A 16,435-nucleotide genomic window follows, 5' to 3' on the forward strand; every position below is an offset into this window, starting at 1 on the left:
AAATGATCAAGCGAGCGGGCTTCTACCGGGAGATCGGCGGTCGGGCCACCACGGCGGACGATGCGCCGTCGCTGCGAGACGCCGTACAGGACAGTGGGCCCTGGGACGAGGACCGTGTCCTTGCCTACCTGGGATCGGCCCTGGAGATCTACACCACGATGGGCGCCGAGCGCGACGTCCTTACCGGCGAAGAGTGGATCGCCGGCTCCGGATCCCTGATGACGGACGGCACCTGGCTCTGGCCCGTCGATCTCACGCACTACGTACGGCGTCACCACGCTGCCCTGCCGCGGGAATTCCTGGACCACATCCGGGCCAACAACTACACGGTCCCCGTCGTGACCGACGAGCAGGCCAGGCGCATCTTCCAGGAGGAGTTCCCGGACAACGCCCCCGCCGCGGCCCCGTCCAAGGCCGCCGGCTTCTTCACCTGGTACGTGCCGAAGCTGGACAGCGCGCGCGCCCATCAGCTCCTCACGCATCTGGAGACCGCCGGGCTCTCCGCCGTGCACCCGCTGACCCATGCCCTCTTCGGATTCCGCGAGACGCCGGTCGGAAACCGTGAGCCGCTGACGGGCGATGGCGCGGCCCTGGCCGCCGCCTTGGCCGACGATCGATACGCGATGGCCGAGTTCACCTGCTGGAAAGGCTACGACCAGTCCCTGACCGGCATCGTGCGACGCACGGACGAGACGACGCAGAGCATCACGCTGCGCCTCACCGACGTCCCCGTCTCCGACCGTGAGGAGGCGGTCGCGGCACTGGTGCGCACGCTTGATCAGGATGCGGCCGACTGCCGCGGGTTCGTCATCGATCGAGCCGGCGTTTCGGCTTCCCAGGACTGGGACCGCATCCTCGTCGGCGACGGAGGGCACTTCACCGCGTGGCCCGACACCGTCGGCATCCTCCGGGACCGCGTGGGCGACCACCCTGAGCTGGCCGACAGCAAGCCGACTGCTTACGGCCCACTCGACGTCTTCCACCGCCCGTGAACCTTCGGCTGCCCTACCGTCCCCGGCACTGGTCCGACGGTCCTGATCGGGGTTCCGGCCGTTCAGGGTGCGGACGCCGTCGGTTGATCGATCTTCACCAAGGGGGTATACAGCGCAAAGGGCAGCGGGCGCCCGTCCGGCGGCCGGACGTTCCGGGCACGGAAGGCGGCCTGTCGTCGCCGTCCGGAGGCGGTGACCAGGGCAGACAGTGAGAGGGGGGCCGTGTTCGGCTCAGAACTGCACGACGACCACGCGGTCGGCGCACAGCTGGCGCATGCCGTCCTCGTCCGGCGTGTACACGGTGATCGGGCCGGGCTGTCGCAGGGTGACGGCGGCGAGGGCCGCGTCGATGGCGTACTCGTGGCCGTGCAGGCCCGTCTGGTGTACCCCCTCGCCTGTCACACTGCCTCGCGAGGCCGCTCAGGCGCGTTCTCGGCGGCGGCCCGGCAGGAGCGGGCGAGCTCGACGTGCTCGCGCTCGATCTCCCGGCGCTCGGCTTCGGCCTGCGCCCGGTCCTCCTCGGTGACGCGGCCGTATCCGGCCTCCAGCCAGTCGGCGAGTTCCCCCGGACGATCCTGCTCCCGCCGGCGCTCCACGGCGTGCGTGACGTAGCGGCTGAAGCCGCCGGGGCCGACCTCGGCCCGGACGGCCTCGGCGGGCTCCTCGGGAAGCGTCACAAAGTGCTTTTTGGTTGCCATACCGTTGACCACCGAGGGGCCGATCGGGCAGTCAACCGACAACCAGGCACCCGAACGATCAAGTACAAGCGGTGGCGGAGGCCACCAGATGGAGAGTGTGACCGGTAATGCTCCAGCAGCCGCCCCTCCTCCGCGATGTCATCGACATCAAGGAGTCCACTCCACCTCGGACTTCGTGCTGTCCCTCGCCGAGGCGACGACACCCGAGGGCGCCCAGCACGCGCTCAAGGACTACGTCGTCACCGAGCGGCTGCTGGAGAACTTCGACGAGGCGCTGGACCTCATCAAGTCCGCCCTGGATGGGCACCGCTCCAAGGCGGCGTACCTCCACGGCTCGTTCGGTTCCGGTAAGTCGCACTTCATGGCCGTGCTGTACGCGCTTCTCAGCGGCAACCCGGCCGCCCGCGCCCGCACCGAGTTCGACCCGGTGCTGACCAGGCACGAGTGGCTGAGCACGGACGGCAAGAAGTTCCTGCTCGTGCCGTACCACATGCTCGGCGCGAAGGCCCTGGAACAGCGGGTGCTCCGGGCCTCGCTGCTGGGGTACGGGCGCAAGGATCTGGTGCGTCTGCTCGACGCCACGGGGGTGGAGTAGATGGGTTTCGGCCGAGGTGGCGGTGAACCGGGCGCCGTCGCCGGCCGTATCCCTTTTCCGTGGGAGGATCGCTCACCATGAGCGCGTCGGCGGCCGTGAGGAGTCTGCGTGCCGCCGTGTTCGCCGCGGTGTGCGTGCTGCTGGCCGCCGCCGGGCACGGGCTGGCCGTGGGGGACATGCCTCCGCTGTGGGCCGACGCGGGCGCCTTTCTCAGCGTGTTCGCGGTCGGCTGGGCCCTCGGTGGGCGGGAGCGGTCGCTGGTCGGTATCGGGGCGGCCATGCTGGTCACCCAGGCCGGGCTGCACTTCGCCTTCGGCGCGGCTCATCGGGTCAATGGCTCCAGCGGGCGTATGGACGCCATGCACATGGCGTCCATGCACGGTCACACCATGACGGCCATACAGGCCCACTCCACGGCCGATTCCGCCACGGCCGCCCACCTTATCGCCGCTCTCCTCGCCTCCTGGTGGTTGCGGCGAGGTGAGGCCGCCTTCTGGTCGCTGCTGTGGCGGGCCGTCGGCCTCGTGCCGGGGCTGGTCGCGTGGTGGCGGGGCGTTTCACTGCCCTCTCCGGACGGACCTGCCGTGCGCGTCCCGGCCGGGCCCGACTCGCCCCGTCCGACGCTGCTGCTGCGGCATGCGGTGAGCCGGCGGGGGCCTCCCGTTCCGATCCCGTACTCGGTCTGACCATCCGACGCACATCACTCGTACGGAGATCCACTCAGCCATGTCCATCTCACCCATGTCCATCAACAGGTCCGCGACGCGTATCGTCCTGCGCCGTGCCGCAGCCGTCACCGCTCTGACCGCCGCCGGCGTCCTCGCGGCGGCCGGTGCCGCCTCCGCGCACGTCACCGTCCATCCGGAGAGCTACGAGAAGGGAGCCACCGACGGTGTGCTGACCTTCCGGGTGCCCAACGAGGAGGACAGCGCCTCCACCACCAAGGTGCAGGTCTACCTGCCCACCGACCACCCCGTTCTCGGCGTCATGGTCCATCCGCAGGACGGCTGGACCCCCAAGGTGACCACCACCAAGCTGAAGACGCCGGTCAAGACCGACGACGGCACCATCACCGAGGCCGTCTCCGCGATCACCTGGACCGGCGGGAAGATCGGCGCCGGGCAGTACGAGGACTTCGACGTGGCCTTCGGGCAATTGCCGGAAAACGGAGATCAGTTGGTGTTCAAGACTCTGCAGACCTACTCGGACGGCAACGTCGCCCGCTGGATCGAGGCGCCCACCGGTGGCGACGAGCCCGAGAACCCCGCGCCGGTGCTGAAGCTCACGGCAGGTACGGCAGGCGACGACGCCTCCGCCGCGCCCGCCACTGAGAAGAAGAGCACCGCCGCCGCGGCGACCGACGCGAGCGACTCCACTGCGCGCGGGCTCGGCATCGCCGGGCTGGTCGTCGGCGTCCTCGGCCTGGCGGCCGCCGGGTTCGCGATCGTGCGGAGCCGCGCCACCCGGTCCTGACGGGACACCAGGACATCCGAGCATGCGAAGGGCCCGGCACGGGGCCGGGCCCTTCCTCCCCCCGTCGGCGTGCGCTCAGCGCGTCGCCAACTCCAACGCCGGCACCATCGGCTCCGCCACCGTCATCTCGGCCATCGTCCCCTGGGACAGCAGTTCCTCCGGCGCCGTCTCCTCCGACAACAGCCCCTCCGCGACCGTCCCCGCGTTCCGCCACAGCCACAGCACATCCCGGCCGAAGGACCACACCAGGGAGCCCAGCGCCAGCAGGACCACCGCCAGGTTGGCCGCCCGGGGCAGCAGGTCCGCGCCGGCGAGGAGCAGGCAGACGCCCTGGAGCGCGGCGACCGTCTTGCGGGCGAAGGACGCAGGGAGCGGGGCGTTCAGCCAGGGGGCGACGCGGGCCGCGGCGACGAAGGCGTAGCGCATGCCGCCTATCAGCAGCACCCAGGGGCCGAGCTGGGTGGACACGTACACGCTCAGGACGAGGATGAGGAACGCGTCGACTTCCATGTCGAAGCGGGCGCCGAGGGCGCTGGAGGTGCCGGTGCGGCGGGCCACCTTGCCGTCCACGCCGTCCAGGAGCAGCGCTACGGCGGTCAGGCCGACCAGCAGGGTGACCGGCGGTGCGCTCTCGAAGGAGTCCGCGACCAGGGCGGTCACCCCGCCGACCAGGGTGGCCCGGCCGAGGGTGACCCGGTTGGCGGGGCCGAAGGAGCTGAGCCGGGATCGGTGCAGGGCGCGGGAGAGGACCGCCCAGGTCGCGAACGCGAAGACGAGTCCGCTCAGCCAGCCGGCCGGGCCCATGCCGATGGCCGTGCCGAGCAGCGCCAGCAGCAGGATCTGGACGCCCGCTCCCACAGCGGTCTCCTGCTGGAGCCTCGCGTCGTACGTGTTGTTCAGGGCCACCGCACATCCTCCGGCCGAGTGACAGAGTCGATCAACGCCGCGTACTGTGCGCGGCCTGTGCACATCTCCCTGTGCACAACTCCGTACGTGAACAACTTCCCGATCGTTCAGGAGGACGCCGATGAACCACTCGGCCCGCGCGTTTTGGGTCCGCTCTCCGGGGTACGGCGAGCTCCGCGACGTCACCCTCACGGCGCCGGGCGAGGGCGAGGTGCTGGTCCGCACGCTGTACTCCGGGGTCAGCCGCGGCACGGAGACCCTGGTGTTCCGAGGTGGGGTGCCCGCCTCCCAGCACGGTGTGATGCGGGCGCCGTTCCAGGAGGGCGATTTTCCGGGGCCGGTGAAGTACGGCTACCTCAACGTCGGCGTGGTCGAGGAGGGGCCGGGGGCGCTGGTCGGGCGTACGGTCTTCTGTCTGTATCCGCACCAGAGCCGTTACGTCGTTCCGGCGAGCGCCGTGACCGTCGTACCCGAGCGGGTGCCCGCCGGGCGGGCCGTGCTCGCCGGGACCGTGGAGACCGCGGTGAACGCCCTGTGGGACGCGCGGCCCCTGATCGGCGACCGGATCGCGGTGGTCGGCGGCGGCATGGTCGGCTGCTCGGTGACCGCGCTGCTCGCCCGGTTCCCCGGTGTACGGCTGCAACTGGTCGACGCGGACCCGGCCCGCGCGAAGACCGCCGAGGCGCTCGGTGTCGACTTCGCCGCACCCGCCGACGCCCTCGGCGACTGCGACCTCGTCGTGCACGCCAGCGCCACCGAGACCGGTCTCGCCCGCTCGCTGGAACTCCTCGCCCCGGAAGGGACGGTGGTGGAGCTGAGCTGGTACGGCGACCGGCGCGTCACCCTGCCGCTCGGCGAGGCCTTCCACTCCCGCCGGCTCACGGTGCGCAGCAGCCAGGTCGGCACCGTCTCCCCGGCCGCCCGCGCCGGCCGGGGCTACGCCGAACGGATGGCACTCGCCCTCGACCTGCTCGCCGACCCGGCGCTCGACGCCCTCGTCACCGGGGAGAGCGCCTTCGACGAGCTTCCGGAGCTGCTGCCCCGGCTGGCCTCCGGCGAGATCCCGGCCCTGTGCCACCGCATCAGCTACCCGGCGACCGACTGACCGACGGCTGGTTCCCGGGAACAGGCCGAGAACAGACCTACGGTCTGACCTGTAAAAAGAGTGAGGGGAGGCTGAACACGGGGAACCGAAGAGCCGTACTACACGGCAATCCCCCGGCAGGGAACAGCGGGGGCATCAGACGCGCCGCACCTGGAGGGTCGTCCGTTGTTCAGCATCACTGTCCGCGATCACATCATGATCGCCCACAGCTTCCACGGCGAAGTGTTCGGGCCCGCTCAGCGACTGCACGGCGCCACGTTCCTCGTGGACGCGACGTTCCGCCGCGAACAGCTGGACGAGGACAACATCGTGGTCGACATCGGCCTGGCCACCCAGGAGCTGGGTGCCATCACCGGCGAGCTGAACTACCGCAACCTCGACAACGAGCCGGAGTTCGCCGGGATCAACACCTCCACCGAGTTCCTGGCCAAGGTCATCGCCGACCGGCTCGCCGAACGCATCCACAAGGGGGCCCTGGGCGAGGGCGCCAAGGGCATCGCTGGCCTCACGGTCACGCTCCACGAGTCGCACGTCGCCTGGGCGAGCTACGAGCGTGCGCTGTGACCGACGTGACCCTGCACAGGGCGGCGCCGCGGCTCGGCTACGTGCCCCAGCAGCCCACCGCTCCCGCCGCCGCTTCCACCGTCGGCGCCAACCTCGGGATCGTCCCCATGTCCCTGCGGACCGTGCACTTCGTCATGCCGGGCGGCGTCGACGATCCGGCCGTGCCGAGCGGCGGCAACGCCTACGACCGCCGGGTCTGCCTCGACCTGCCCGGCTTCGGCTGGCAGGCCGTGCGGCACGCCGTGCCCGGCGGCTGGCCGCGGCCCGGCGCCGCCGACCGCGAGGCCCTCGCCCGTACGCTGCGGGAGCTGCCCGACGACACGGTGGTACTGCTCGACGGGCTGGTCGCCTGCGGCGTGCCGGAGGTCGTCGTCCCGGAGGCGGAGCGGCTGCGGCTCGCGGTGCTGGTGCACCTGCCCCTCGGCGACGAGACCGGTCTGGAGCCGGCCGTGGCCGCCGACCTGGACGCGCGCGAGCGGGCCGTGCTGCGCGCGGTGCCCGCCGTCATCGCCACCAGCGACTGGGCGGTCCGCCGCCTCGTCTCCCACCACGGCCTCGACCCGCAGCGGGTGCACGTCGCCGCTCCCGGCGCCGACATCGCGCCCCTGGCGGCCGGCACCGACGGCGTCTCCCACCTGCTGTGCGTCGCCGCGGTCACCCCGCGCAAGGGCCAGCACCGGCTGGTCGAGGCGCTGGCCGCGGTGACCGACCTGCCGTGGACCTGCACCTGCGTCGGCGGGCTGACCAACGACCCCGAGTACGTGGCTCATCTGCGCGACCTCGTCCGGAGCCACGGCCTGCAGGACCGGTTCCGGCTCGCGGGGCCGCAGTCCGGCGCCGCCCTCGACGCCAGCTACGCGGCGGCCGACCTGATGGTCCTCGCCTCGTACGCGGAGACCTACGGCATGGCGATCACCGAGGCGCTCGCGCGTGGCATCCCGGTGCTGGCCACCGACGTCGGCGGTGTGCCCGAGGCGGTCGGCCGCGCGCCCGACGGAGGCGTCCCCGGCATCCTCGTCCCGCCGGAGGACCCCGCCGCGCTCGCCGTCGAACTGCGCGGCTGGTTCGGCGAGGTGGACGTGCGGCGCCGGCTGAAGGCCGCCGCACGCGGCCGCCGTGCCGCGCTCGACGGCTGGGCGACCACCGCCCGCAGCCTGGCCGGGGTCCTCGGCCGGCTCCCCGAGGCACCGAGGAGGGTGGCGTGAAGGACGCGACGACCGTGACCGACGGCATCCCGGCCCAGCCGGGCCCCAGCGAACCGCAGACCGGGCCGCGGGGCGACGGCGCCGAGGTCATCCCCGGCGCCGGGCCCGTCGTGGGCCCGGGGGAGCGGGCCACCGTACGGCTGCGGGACGGCGGGCCGGAGGAGGAGCCGCCGCGGTACGCGCCCGAGTGGCTGCAGTTGCGCGAGGTGGCCGACGCCGCCGCGCGGGCGCAGGACCTGCTGGACCCGCTGCGGATCCGGCAGGCCGATCTCCCGGCCCGGGAGGGCGGCGCGGAGGGTCTGGTGGTCCATGACCTGGGCTGCGGCACCGGCTCGATGGGCCGCTGGCTCGCGCCCCGCCTCGACGGCCCCCAGCACTGGGTGCTCCACGACCGCGACCCCTACCTGCTGCACTTCGCCGCCGTCGCGTCCCCGCGCGCGGCCGCCGACGGCAGCAGGGTCACGGTCGAGACGCGGCGCGGCGACGTCGCCCGGCTCACCCCGGACGCGCTGACCGGGGCCTCCCTGGTCACGGCCTCGGCGCTGCTGGACGTCCTCACCCGTGAGGAGATCGGCACGCTCGCGACGGCCTGCGTCGGCGCCGGCTGCCCGGCCCTGCTCACACTGACCGTCGCCGGGCGCGTCGAACTGACCCCCGCCGACCCGCTGGACGCCGAGATCACGGAGGCGTTCAACGCCCACCAGCGGCGTACCGGCCTGCTCGGCCCGGACGCGGTCACGGTGGCCTGCGAGGCGTTCAGCGAACGCGGGGCGACGGTACGCGTGCACCCGAGCCCGTGGCGGCTCGGCCCCGAGTCCGCCCAGCTGACCGCCCAGTGGCTGCGGGGCTGGGTGGGCGCGGCCGTCGAGCAGCGCCCCGGGCTGCGCGAGCCCGCCGAACGGTATCTGCGCGAGCGTCTCGCGGCCTGCGAGGCGGGCGAGTTGAACGTTGTGGTGCACCACAGCGACCTGCTGGCGCTGCCCCGGCCGGCGGGCGGTACGTCATGACCGTGCAGACGGTGGGTGCGGGGGTGCGGGCCGTGCCCGACCTGGCGACGGCAACGGTCCGCGCGGAGGAAGGCGTCGAGACCGGCAACGCGTCCTCCCGCCTCCGCGCCCTGCGGACGCACCTCGGTACCGTCGCCGGTGCGGCCATCCTGGCCGTGCTGCTGTGGCGGCTGGGCACGGGTGTCCTGCTCGACGGCCTGCGCCGGATCGACACGGCGACCCTGCTGATCGCTCTCGGCGTCGGGGTGGTGACCACCGTGTTCAGCGCCTGGCGCTGGCAGTTGGTGGCCCGGGGCCTCGGGATCCGGCTGCCGTTCGGGCCTGCCGTCGCCGACTACTACCGGGCGCTGTTCCTGAACGCGGCCCTGCCCGGCGGGGTGCTCGGCGACGTGCACCGGGCGGTCCGGCACGGACAGAGCTCCGGGGACGTCCGGCGCGGGGTGAAGGCGGTCGTGCTCGAGCGGGTCGCCGGGCAGGTCGCGCTGGCCGTGAGCGGTGCCGCGGTCCTGCTGACGCTGCCGTCACCGGTCCGCGACGACGTCCGCGGCTTCGCCCCGGTGGTGGCCCTGACCGCGGCGGGCGCGTTCGCCGTCGTCCTCGCCGTCCGGATGAACCGGGCCCCCGCCCGGCGCGCGGGCGCCCTGCGCGCCGCTCTCACCGAGGCCCGCGCGGGCCTGCTGTCCCGGGAGAACGGGCCCGGCGTGGCGCTGTCGTCGGCCGTCGTGCTCGCCGGTCACGTGGCGATGTTCGTCGTGGCGGCCCGGGTCGCCGGCTCCGCCGCCTCCGTCGCGGTGCTGCTGCCGCTCGCGGTGCTCGCCCTGGTCGCCATGGGAGTGCCGGTGAACATCGGCGGTTTCGGGCCCCGCGAGGGCGTCACCGCCTGGGCGTTCGGCGCGGCGGGGCTCGGCGCGAGCAGCGGTGTGGCCGTCGCCGTGGTGTACGGCGTGCTCAGCTTCGTCGCCAGCCTGCCCGGCGCCGTCGTCCTCGTCGCCCGCTGGTACGCCGGGCTGCGCGGCTACCCCCGCACCGGCGTCGCGCCGTCGTCCGGCGTGAGCAGCGCGAAATACGAGCCGAACGATTCGGCCAGGCTCGCCAGCAGTTCCTTCCCCTTTTCCGCCGAACCCAGGGAAGGACGGCCGATGACGCCCGACTCGGTGTAGGCGGACATTCCCACGGTGAGCAGATGACGGCGGTCGTCCGCGGTGAAATCGGTGGACTCGTGGCCAGGGCGGATGAATTCGGGGTGAGCGTGCAGCAGAATCGACGTCTCGATTTCTCCCGCGTGCATGTCGGTGAGCAGCGAGGTGAGCACCCCGGCCCGCTCGCACGCCGTCTCCCAGTCCTCGGCGGCCGGGAACAGCGCCATCCGCTCCCCGCGCGCGGAGGCCTCCTGGACGACGTTGCCCAGCACGTAGTTGCCGCCGTGCCCGTTGACCACCACGAGCGCCTCGACGCCCGAGCGGCGCAGCGAGTCGGCGATGTCCCGGACCACCGCGTGCAGCGTCACCGCGGAGATACTGACGGTTCCCGGCCAGGCCGCGTGCTCGTGGGAGCAGGAGACGGTCAGCGGGGGAAGGAGATGTACCGGGTACGCGGCTGCGATCTCCCGCGCCACGGCACAGGCGACGAGCGTGTCGGTCGCCAACGGAAGGAAGGGCCCATGCTGTTCGAAGCTGCCCACGGGAAGGACGGCCACCTGTGTTGAAACGCCCGCCCCCCGCGCCCGTACGTCTTCCGTAGTGTCCGTCGGCACCAGCCCGAAGCCGGCCGCACGCGCGCCCGAACCACTCATCTCTTCCCGGCCCTTCGTCTCCGCTTAGGAATCAGATCATGACAGAAAACATCGGTGTCCTCGGCAAGAAGTCCCCGCGGCGTTCGGGCGTGGAACGTGTCGTGAATGCCCCGCTGCCCACCGTGTACGGGAAATTCCAGGCGGTCGGCTACCTGGACCATGACCGCGGCGAGGAACAAGTCGCCTTGGTCCACGGAGAGATCGGAACCGAGAACGTGCTGACCCGGCTGCACTCCGAGTGCCTGACCGGCGACGCGTTCGGCTCCCAGCACTGCGAGTGCGGCGACCAGCTGGCGTCGGCGCTGCGCGCGGTCGTCGCCGAAGGCAGCGGCATCGTCGTCTACTTGAGAGGGCACGAGGGCCGCGGCATCGGCCTGCTGGCGAAGCTGCGCGCGATGGCCCTGCAGGCGGAGGGCCTGGACACGGTGGAGGCGAACCTGGCGCTCGGGCTGCCGGTCGACGCCCGCGACTACGGTGTCGCCGCCGGGATCCTGCACGACCTCGAGGTGCGCTCGGTACGGCTGATGTCCAACAACCCGGCCAAGCGCGAGGCGCTGACGCGGCACGGCATCGAGGTCGCCGAGCAGGTGCCGCTGCTGATCGAGCCGTGCGAGAGCAACATCACCTACCTGCGGACCAAGCGGGAGCGGATGGACCACATCCTGCCGCACCTGGACGCGGTGGCGCACGGCTCCTGACCCGTCGTCCCCCGCACGCGGCTTCGCCCGGGCGGGGGACCCCCGGGTCAGTCGAGCACCGCCTCGTGCACCAGCCGCCGCAACTCGGGAAAGACCTTCAGCTTTTTGGGCCGCACCTGGGTCATGAACTGCACGGTCAGATCCCGCCCGGGGTCGACCCAGAAGGCGGTGGTGGCGACGCCGGTCCAGCCGTAGGTGCCGGGGCTCGACGGGGACAGGGTGCGGGCGGGGTCGGTCACGACGGACACGTTGAAGCCGAACCCGAGCCCGTCGTTGCCCCGCTCCTGGTGCACCGGGGCGCCGAAGGCGCTCAACTCGGCGCCGCCCGGCAACTGGTTGCGGGTCATCAGGTCGACCGAGCCGGGGGACAGCAGCCGGGTGCCGTCCAGTTCGCCGCCCCGGCGCAGCATCTCCATGAACCGGTGGAAGTCCGGCGCCGAGGACACGAGGCCGCCGCTGCCGGACAGGAACCGGGGCCGGCCGCGCACCGGGAGCCCCGGTATGGGCGCGATGCCGCCGCAGTCCGTCTCGCCGTACAGCTCGGCCAGTCGCGGGCCCTGTTCGGGGGTGATGCGGAATCCGGTGTCGGTCATGCCCAGCGGGTGGAAGATCCGGTCGGCGAGGAACTCGTCCAGCGCCTGCCCGGAGACCACCTCGACCACCCGGCCCAGCACGTTGGAGGCGACCGAGTAGTTCCACTGCGTGCCCGGCTCGAACTGCAGCGGCATCCGCGCGTACACCTCGACGGTCTCCGCCAGGTCCTTGCCGGGCGGCACCGAGTACTCCAGACCGGCCTCGCGGTACAGGGCGTCGACGGGGTGCTTGTGGTAGAAGCCGAAGGTCAGCCCCGCGGTGTGGGTGAGCAGGTGCCGGACGAGGATCGGCCCGTGAGCCGGCCGGGTGCGTACGTCGCTGCCGGAACCGCCCTCGTACACGCGGGGGTTGGCGAACACCGGCAGATGGCGGTCGACCGGGTCGTCCAGCGACAGCCGCCCCTCCTCGACCAGTTGCAGCACCGCGACGGCGGTGACCGGCTTGGTCATGGAGTAGATCCGCCACAGGGTGTCCGCCTCGACCGGCAGGCCGGCCGCGAGGTCCCGGCGGCCGTACGTGCGCAGGTGGGCGACGCGGCCGCCGCGCGCCACGGCCAGCAGCCAGCCCGGCAGGCGCCCCTCGTCGACGTGGTGGGCGAAGCGCCGGTCGAGGCGCTCCAGCGCCTGCGGATCCAGCCCGGCCTCACCCGGGTCGACGTCCTGTCGCAGCTGTGTCATCGCTCTCCTCCGGTCGCGTCCCCCGTGCGGTCCGACCCCCTCATCGTCGCCCAGGAACATCGTGGTGCGCCCCCTCATCAGGGCGTTGTGTGATCGACACGACGGGGAATGCGCCGCGCGGCGGACCAGTTGACGTGGGTATGACTCACGACCCGACGGTTCCGGCGGACCCGACGCAGTTCGCCCTGCTCGCGCTGCTCTCCGAGACACGGGGCGGGGTGCTGGCCACCCTGAAGGGGGACGGCCGGCCGCAGCTGTCCAACGTCAGCCACGCCTACTACCCCGACGAGCGGCTGGTCAGGATCTCGGTCACCGACGACCGGGCCAAGACGCGCAATCTCCGGCGGGACCCCCGCGCCTCCTACCACGTGACCAGTGACGACCGCTGGGCGTACACCGTCGCCGAGGGGACGGCCGAACTGTCGCCGGTCGCCGGCGACCCGTACGACGAGACGGTGGAGGAGCTGATTCGGGTCTACCGGGACGTGCTCGGTGAGCATCCGGACTGGGACGAGTACCGGGCCGCGATGGTGCGGGACCGGCGTCTGGTGGTCCGGCTGCGGGTGGAACGGGCGTACGGCATTCCCAAGCGCTGACCCACCGCACTGCCGCTGCGCTACTGCACCCCTGCTGTTCCACCGCGCTCCCGCTGTTCCACCGCACGTCCGTGCGGCGCGCGGTGCTACGGCGCCTCGGCGGTGCGTGCCTCGATCGCGTGCAGGACCGCCACCATGTCCTCGCCGCCGTGCCCCTGGGCCACCGTCTCCTCGAAGAGGGTGTGGCACACGTCGAGCAGCGGCGAGGCCAGGTGCGCCTTGCGGGCCGCCTCCGCGATGAGACGGTTGTTCTTCAGCACGTCCAGCGCGGCCGCCTGCACGGCGAAGTCCCGCTCGCGCAGCTTGGGCGCCTTCATGCGGGAGACCGCACTGGCCATCGGGCCCGCGTCCAGCACCTCCAGGAAGAGGCGCCGGTCCAGACCCTGCCGTTCGGCGAAGTGGAACGCCTCGGTCAGCCCGGTCACCTGGGTGATCAGGAACAGGTTCACCGCCAGCTTCATCAGCAGCGCGCCCGGCACGGGTCCGCACACGAACGTCTCCCGGCACATCGGCGCCAGCAGCGGCCGCACGGCGCCCACGGCCGGCGTCTCGCCGGCGAGCATGGCCACCAGCTGCCCCTGCTCCGCCGGGACGCGGGACCCGGAGACGGGCGCCTCCACGTACCGCCCGCCGGCCGCGCGGACGTCGGCCTCCAGGGCGTGGGAGTACTCGGCGGAGGTCGTGCCCATGTGGACGACGATCCGTCCGGCGACCCGGGCCGCCAGGGCCGGCGTGCCGCGGCCGAGGACGGTGTCGACCGCCGCCTCGTCGGCGAGCATCAGCAGGACCACCTCCGCCCGCGCGAACACCTCCCCGGCGTCCGCCGCGACCTCGGCCCCTGCCGCGCGCAGCGGCTCGGCGCGCTCCGGCGTCCTGTTCCACACCACCAGGGGCGTGCCGGAGGCCGCCAGGCGCAGCGCCATGGGGCGGCCCATCACCCCCAGACCGATGAATCCGACGTGCACGGGGATCGCCCTTCCTCGATGGGCCGGAGACGGCCGACCTGGCTATGACCGTCGTCATAGTAGCGGGCGGTATGACGGTGGTCATAGAGTTCGGAGGGGGAGAGTGCGGCGGCGTACGAGGCGGGCGCGAGCGGAGGACGGACATGGCGGATTCGGGGCACGGGCCGCGGGAGCGGATGGTGTTCAGCGCGGCCCAGCTCATCCGGCGCGAAGGGGTCGCCGCGACCGGTATGCGGGACGTCGCCGCCCATGCCGGGGCGCCGCGCGGCTCGCTCCAGCACTACTTCCCGGGCGGCAAGGAGCAGCTCGTCAACGAGGCCGTGGGCTGGGCCGGGCGGTACGCGGGCAAGCGCGTCGCCCGGTTCCTCGCCGGCCTGGACGAGCCGACGCCGAGCGGGCTGTTCGCGGCGATGGCCGCCCAGTGGACCGACGAGTACCGGCGTGACGGCTTCGCCGCCGGCTGCCCGGTGGCCGCGGCGACCGTCGAGTGCGCCGCGGCGGGCACCTCGACCCGTGAGGCGGTGGCCGCCGCGTTCGCGACCTGGCGCGGCCCGGTCGCCGAGGCGCTCACCGGCATGGGCGTCCCCGCGGCCCGGGCCGACTCCCTGGCCACGCTGATGATCAGCACCCTGGAGGGCGCCGTCCTGATGGCCCGCGCCGAACAGGACGTACGCCCGCTGACCACCGCGGTCCGCGAACTCGGACCGCTGCTCGACGCCGCCGTCGCCCCGTCCTGAGAGCCCCTGCCGGACGCCGCCGTCACCTCGTCCCGAGCCCCGGGGCGCGTGCTCAGCCCGCCGCCGGCCGCGCCGTGAGGTGGGCGACCACCATGTCGCCGAGCAGGGCCCGGTAGTGCCCGCGCCGGGCCGGTGCCAAGAGGTCGCGGCCGTACAGGGCGTCGAAGGTGTGCCGGTTGGCGACCCGGAAGAAGCAGAACGAGCTGATCATCGCGTGCAGGTCGACGGCGTCCACGTCCGTACGGAAGCGGCCCGCCCGCTGCCCGGCCTCCAGGACCCGGCCGAGCGCGGCCGGCGCGGGCGAGCCGATCCGGCCGGACCGCCGGGCGGCGGTGACGTGCCGTGCCTCGTGGATGTTCTCGATGGTCACCAGGCGGACGAAGTCGGGGCGGCGCTCCAGGTGGTCGAAGACGAGTCCCGCCAGGTGCCGGACCGCCGCCTCCGGCTCCAGCTGTCCGAGGTCCAGCCGCCGCCCGGCGTCGCGCAGCTCGTCGTAGACCCGCTCCAGGACGGCGGTGAACAGCTGTTCCTTGCCGCCGAAGTAGTAGTAGATCATCCGCTTGGTGGTGCGGGTGCGCGCCGCGATCTCGTCGACGCGGGCGCCGTCGTAGCCGGCCCGCGCGAACTCCCGGGTCGCCACGTCGAGGATCTCGGCCCGGGTGCGGGCGGCGTCCCGGGCCCGCGCACCGGGTGCGGGCGGTTCGTCGACGCTGGTCATCGGGTTCCTCGGGGACGGGGGAGACAGGGGTGCGCTGCGCGCGTGCGGTGATTGTAGGAGCGCCCGCGGCCCGGGTCACAGGGGGTGATCCGGGCCGCGGGCGTCGGCGCGACGGCCGTGTTTCGCGCGGTGGGCGGGTCAGTCCTTCTTCTCGACCGCGTGCCCGCCGAACTGGTTGCGCAGCGCGGCGACCATCTTCATCTGCGGGGAGTCGTCCTGCCGGGAGGCGAACCGGGCGAAGAGGGAGGCGGTGATCGCGGGCAGCGGCACGGCGTTGTCGATGGCCGCCTCGACGGTCCAGCGGCCCTCGCCGGAGTCCTCCGCGTAGCCGCGCAGCTTCTCCAGGTGCTGGTCGTCGTCCAGGGCGTTCACGGCGAGGTCGAGCAGCCAGGAGCGGATGACGGTGCCCTCCTGCCAGGAGCGGAACACCTCGCGGACGTTGTCCACCGACGGGACCTTCTCCAGCAGCTCCCAGCCCTCGGCGTAGGCCTGCATCATGGCGTACTCGATGCCGTTGTGGACCATCTTGGAGAAGTGCCCGGCGCCGACGCGGCCCGCGTGGACGTAGCCGTACGGGCCCTCGGGCTTGAGCGCGTCGAAGATCGGCCGCAGCCGGTCCACGTGCTCCTTGTCGCCGCCGACCATGAGGGCGTAGCCGTTCTGCAGGCCCCACACGCCGCCGGAGACGCCGGCGTCGACGAAGCCGATGCCCTTGATGCCGAGCGCGGCGGCGTGCTTCTCGTCGTCCGTCCAGCGGGAGTTGCCGCCGTCGATCACCGTGTCGCCCGGGGACAGCAGGTCCCCCAGCTCGTCGACGACGGTCTGGGTGGCGGTGCCCGCCGGGACCATCACCCAGACGTGGCGCGGTGCGTCCAGCTTCTCGACCAGTTCGGCGAGGGACTTGACGTCGGAGACGTCGGGGTTGCGGTCGTAGCCGATGACGTCGTGGCCGGCGCGGCGGATCCGCTCGCGCATGTTGCCGCCCATCTTGCCGAGACCGATGAGACCGAGCTGCATTGTCAGTTCACTTCCTGAGGTTGCGGTAGGCGGCGACGAGGGCCGTGGTGGACGGGTCGAGACCGGGCACGTCCGCGCCCATGGTCAGGGCCGGTT

The 16,435-nt window shown here is 72.7% G+C and carries 18 protein-coding genes and 2 pseudogenes; 12 read left to right on the plus strand and 8 right to left on the minus strand.

All coding sequences use genetic code 11. The features are described 5' to 3' along the window. Positions 1-2: 2 nt before the first annotated feature. A complete protein-coding gene (locus AQJ66_RS04180; protein WP_061916470.1) occupies positions 3-992 on the plus strand; it encodes a hypothetical protein in 990 nt (329 codons plus the stop codon). 231 nt (positions 993-1,223) lie between these two features. On the opposite strand, the gene AQJ66_RS39285 is transcribed toward AQJ66_RS04180, so the two are convergent. Together AQJ66_RS39285 and AQJ66_RS04185 are read right to left on the minus strand one after the other, a co-directional pair. Beyond that, positions 1,224-1,394, minus strand: coding sequence for a hypothetical protein (locus tag AQJ66_RS39285; RefSeq protein ID WP_167359140.1), 171 nt, complete (start codon positions 1,392-1,394; stop codon positions 1,224-1,226). Continuing rightward, positions 1,391-1,690, minus strand: coding sequence for a hypothetical protein (locus tag AQJ66_RS04185; protein ID WP_061916473.1), 300 nt, complete (start codon positions 1,688-1,690; stop codon positions 1,391-1,393). The genes AQJ66_RS39285 and AQJ66_RS04185 overlap by 4 nt, the downstream gene beginning before the upstream one ends. A 107-nt stretch (positions 1,691-1,797) precedes the next feature. Between AQJ66_RS04185 and AQJ66_RS04190 the strand changes: the two are divergent. The 3 genes and pseudogenes from AQJ66_RS04190 to AQJ66_RS04200 all read left to right on the plus strand — a co-directional run. After that, positions 1,798-2,216 (plus strand): annotated as a pseudogene (locus tag AQJ66_RS04190) (BREX-2 system ATPase PglY); the annotation flags it as partial. Between the two features lie 146 nt (positions 2,217-2,362). Beyond that, positions 2,363-2,971 (plus strand): hypothetical protein, encoded by a 609-nt coding sequence (locus AQJ66_RS04195; protein ID WP_061916480.1) that lies wholly within the window; start codon positions 2,363-2,365, stop codon positions 2,969-2,971. 40 nt (positions 2,972-3,011) lie between these two features. Next, positions 3,012-3,758 (plus strand): YcnI family protein, encoded by a 747-nt coding sequence (locus AQJ66_RS04200; RefSeq protein WP_244162738.1) that lies wholly within the window; start codon positions 3,012-3,014, stop codon positions 3,756-3,758. 75 nt (positions 3,759-3,833) lie between these two features. On the opposite strand, the gene AQJ66_RS04205 is transcribed toward AQJ66_RS04200, so the two are convergent. Next, positions 3,834-4,664 carry a CDP-alcohol phosphatidyltransferase family protein gene (locus tag AQJ66_RS04205; protein WP_079060050.1) on the minus strand — a complete coding sequence of 277 codons (831 nt, stop codon included), beginning with the start codon at positions 4,662-4,664 and terminating at the stop codon, positions 3,834-3,836. A gap of 121 nt (positions 4,665-4,785) precedes the next feature. Between AQJ66_RS04205 and AQJ66_RS04210 the strand changes: the two genes are divergently transcribed. The 5 genes from AQJ66_RS04210 (at position 4,786) to AQJ66_RS39925 (ending at position 9,705) form a co-directional block, all read left to right on the plus strand. After that, on the plus strand, positions 4,786-5,769 hold the full coding sequence (locus AQJ66_RS04210) for a zinc-dependent alcohol dehydrogenase (protein ID WP_061916486.1): 984 nt from the start codon (positions 4,786-4,788) through the stop codon (positions 5,767-5,769). A 165-nt stretch (positions 5,770-5,934) separates the two neighbouring features. After that, positions 5,935-6,333, plus strand: a complete 399-nt coding sequence (locus tag AQJ66_RS04215) for a 6-pyruvoyl trahydropterin synthase family protein (protein ID WP_061916488.1) — start codon at positions 5,935-5,937, stop codon at positions 6,331-6,333. Then, positions 6,330-7,538, plus strand: a complete 1,209-nt coding sequence (locus AQJ66_RS04220) for a glycosyltransferase family 4 protein (RefSeq protein ID WP_061916491.1) — start codon at positions 6,330-6,332, stop codon at positions 7,536-7,538. Before AQJ66_RS04215 ends, AQJ66_RS04220 begins: the two co-directional genes overlap by 4 nt. Before the next feature lie 26 nt (positions 7,539-7,564). Beyond that, positions 7,565-8,545, plus strand: coding sequence for a hypothetical protein (locus tag AQJ66_RS04225; RefSeq protein WP_107118857.1), 981 nt, complete (start codon positions 7,565-7,567; stop codon positions 8,543-8,545). Continuing rightward, positions 8,542-9,705: a lysylphosphatidylglycerol synthase transmembrane domain-containing protein gene (locus AQJ66_RS39925; RefSeq protein WP_079060051.1), complete on the plus strand. Its 1,164-nt coding sequence runs from the start codon at positions 8,542-8,544 to the stop codon at positions 9,703-9,705. Before AQJ66_RS04225 ends, AQJ66_RS39925 begins: the two co-directional genes overlap by 4 nt. On the opposite strand, the pseudogene AQJ66_RS36935 reads toward AQJ66_RS39925, so the two are convergent. Next, a pseudogene (locus AQJ66_RS36935) lies at positions 9,588-10,337 on the minus strand (creatininase family protein); the annotation flags it as partial. The gene AQJ66_RS39925 and the pseudogene AQJ66_RS36935 overlap by 118 nt on opposite strands. Before the next feature lie 38 nt (positions 10,338-10,375). Here AQJ66_RS36935 and ribA point away from each other — a divergent pair. After that, complete coding sequence (gene ribA, locus AQJ66_RS04235; RefSeq protein WP_061916497.1) at positions 10,376-11,035, plus strand: GTP cyclohydrolase II; 660 nt, start codon at positions 10,376-10,378, stop codon at positions 11,033-11,035. 47 nt (positions 11,036-11,082) lie between these two features. Here the strand turns inward: ribA and AQJ66_RS04240 are convergent, their stop codons facing one another. After that, entirely contained in the window at positions 11,083-12,306 is a 1,224-nt protein-coding gene (locus AQJ66_RS04240; protein WP_061916500.1) for a serine hydrolase domain-containing protein, read from the minus strand. A 140-nt stretch (positions 12,307-12,446) separates the two neighbouring features. Between AQJ66_RS04240 and AQJ66_RS04245 the strand changes: the two genes are divergently transcribed. Continuing rightward, positions 12,447-12,902: a PPOX class F420-dependent oxidoreductase gene (locus tag AQJ66_RS04245; RefSeq protein ID WP_061916503.1), complete on the plus strand. Its 456-nt coding sequence runs from the start codon at positions 12,447-12,449 to the stop codon at positions 12,900-12,902. Between the two features lie 86 nt (positions 12,903-12,988). Here the strand turns inward: AQJ66_RS04245 and AQJ66_RS04250 are convergent, their stop codons facing one another. After that, the gene (locus AQJ66_RS04250; RefSeq protein WP_061916506.1) at positions 12,989-13,867 is read right to left on the minus strand and encodes an NAD(P)-dependent oxidoreductase; all 879 of its coding nucleotides are present in this window, start codon (positions 13,865-13,867) and stop codon (positions 12,989-12,991) included. Between the two features lie 143 nt (positions 13,868-14,010). Between AQJ66_RS04250 and AQJ66_RS04255 the strand changes: the two genes are divergently transcribed. Beyond that, complete coding sequence (locus AQJ66_RS04255) at positions 14,011-14,604, plus strand: TetR/AcrR family transcriptional regulator (protein WP_061916509.1); 594 nt, start codon at positions 14,011-14,013, stop codon at positions 14,602-14,604. Positions 14,605-14,656: 52 nt separating this feature from the next. Here the strand turns inward: AQJ66_RS04255 and AQJ66_RS04260 are convergent, their stop codons facing one another. Together AQJ66_RS04260 and gnd are read right to left on the minus strand one after the other, a co-directional pair. Further along, positions 14,657-15,322, minus strand: coding sequence for a TetR/AcrR family transcriptional regulator (locus AQJ66_RS04260; protein WP_061916512.1), 666 nt, complete (start codon positions 15,320-15,322; stop codon positions 14,657-14,659). A 138-nt stretch (positions 15,323-15,460) separates the two neighbouring features. After that, complete coding sequence (gnd, locus tag AQJ66_RS04265) at positions 15,461-16,339, minus strand: phosphogluconate dehydrogenase (NAD(+)-dependent, decarboxylating) (RefSeq protein WP_061916516.1); 879 nt, start codon at positions 16,337-16,339, stop codon at positions 15,461-15,463. Between the last annotated feature and the right edge of the window lie 96 nt (positions 16,340-16,435).

Source organism: Streptomyces bungoensis (assembly GCF_001514215.1).
GTDB classification, from domain to species: Bacteria; Actinomycetota; Actinomycetes; order Streptomycetales; family Streptomycetaceae; genus Streptomyces; species Streptomyces bungoensis.